We start from the raw sequence: 1,159 nt of genomic DNA, 5'->3' as shown, positions 1-1,159 counted from the left end.
CTGCGCGACCCGTCCAACCCGGTCGCGTCAGGACTCATCCTCGAAGGCCTCGAAGATGACCTGGGCGAGACGCCTGCCCGCCTCCCGGGCCATACCGAGTGCCACCCCTCCGGCAAGACCAGACGCCCCCCGCTTCACAGCCTCGCGACGGGTCGGGCGCTCATGCGATGCGGGCGCCTGCTGGTCGCTCTGTTCGTTGCTCAACTGGTCCTCCAGACCGTGGAAAAAAAGTCCGTCTGTCCCGGACAGGCCGGGGCGGTGGTGACGTTGAGGGAGCGGGGCCCAAGCCGCGCAAGTCCTCACTCCTTCGCCGGACTCAGGCGAAGAAGGACAGGACCGGGGCAGAGAAAAGCCCCCGTCCGTTGTCCGGAGGGGGGCTTGGTACCTCAGTGCGTGACGAAGCGCTATCAGTGATCGAGCGGCACACCCTTGCATTCCGATCCGCAGGTGTTCCCCGGGGGAACAGATCGCGGCGGGGTGTTCCCCGGGGGAACAGCCCGGGATCACTGTGCCGGACCGGTGGGCAAGCCTCGCAAGTCCCTGTCGCGGCACCGGTGGGGGCAGTGGTGGGGGTTTCGGTGGGGCCCACCAACGGGGCCACCGGTGTCCGTGGTCGGGTCTGTGGTCGGGTGCGCGGTCGCCCCGTGGTCGGGTTGCACGGGAGGTTGCGCACCAGGTTGCGCACTCCTCATTCCGACGGCCTGCGTTGTCGCAGGTAGAGCCGCGTGGTCGGGCGCTTCCACTTGTGCCGACATCCCCTCTACGGCCCCCTGCCGCCCCAAGCAAGACGAAAGAGAAGGGTGGGGGGTGGGTGGTGGCGGCGGCCGGGCGAGGGGATCGGGTGCGTGGCGGTGGGCCGTCCGCCCGGCTCGCGCCGTGCGGCGAAAGCGCCGACGCCCCGGCATGGCGTCGGCGAAGGGTGGCCGACCGGGAGACTGGCGGCATGAGCACCACGCGCCGCCCACTGGGCACCGGTCCGTCGACCACCGCCAGGAGCACGACGACGTCGACCGCCCCGCGGCTGCTGCCCGTTGAGCACGTCGACCGCGAACAGCTCCTCGAGGACGACGCGGAGCACCAGGAGGTGGCCGCCGCGCGGCCCGACCGACGGACGCTCGGGTCGGGTCCGGCGGCATAGACCGGGGCAGCAAGGTGGAGC

Annotated in this window: 2 protein-coding genes; one reads left to right on the top strand and one right to left on the bottom strand. The window is 71.1% G+C overall.

All coding sequences use genetic code 11. The annotated features are described in order from the left end of the window. Positions 1 to 27 precede the first annotated feature (27 nt). Positions 28 to 204, bottom strand: coding sequence for a hypothetical protein (locus ACNPQM_RS44150; protein WP_382867218.1), 177 nt, complete (start codon positions 202 to 204; stop codon positions 28 to 30). A gap of 739 nt (positions 205 to 943) precedes the next feature. On the opposite strand from ACNPQM_RS44150, the gene ACNPQM_RS44145 reads away from it, so the two are divergent. Then, positions 944 to 1,138, top strand: a complete 195-nt coding sequence (locus ACNPQM_RS44145) for a hypothetical protein (RefSeq protein WP_377536168.1) — start codon at positions 944 to 946, stop codon at positions 1,136 to 1,138. Positions 1,139 to 1,159: the final 21 nt, after the last annotated feature.

The organism is Streptomyces sp. NPDC056231 (genome assembly GCF_048270745.1).
In the GTDB taxonomy this organism is placed as follows: Bacteria; Actinomycetota; Actinomycetes; order Streptomycetales; family Streptomycetaceae; genus Streptomyces.
The sequence above is the reverse complement of the archived record's forward strand: the minus strand, read 5'-3'. Positions and strand labels throughout refer to the sequence as shown.

Bases quoted from the DNA above. Each gene is read 5' to 3' on its own strand.
- ACNPQM_RS44145 (WP_377536168.1), top strand. From the start codon at position 944: ATGAGCACCACGCGCCGCCCACTGGGCACCGGTCCGTCGACCACCGCC.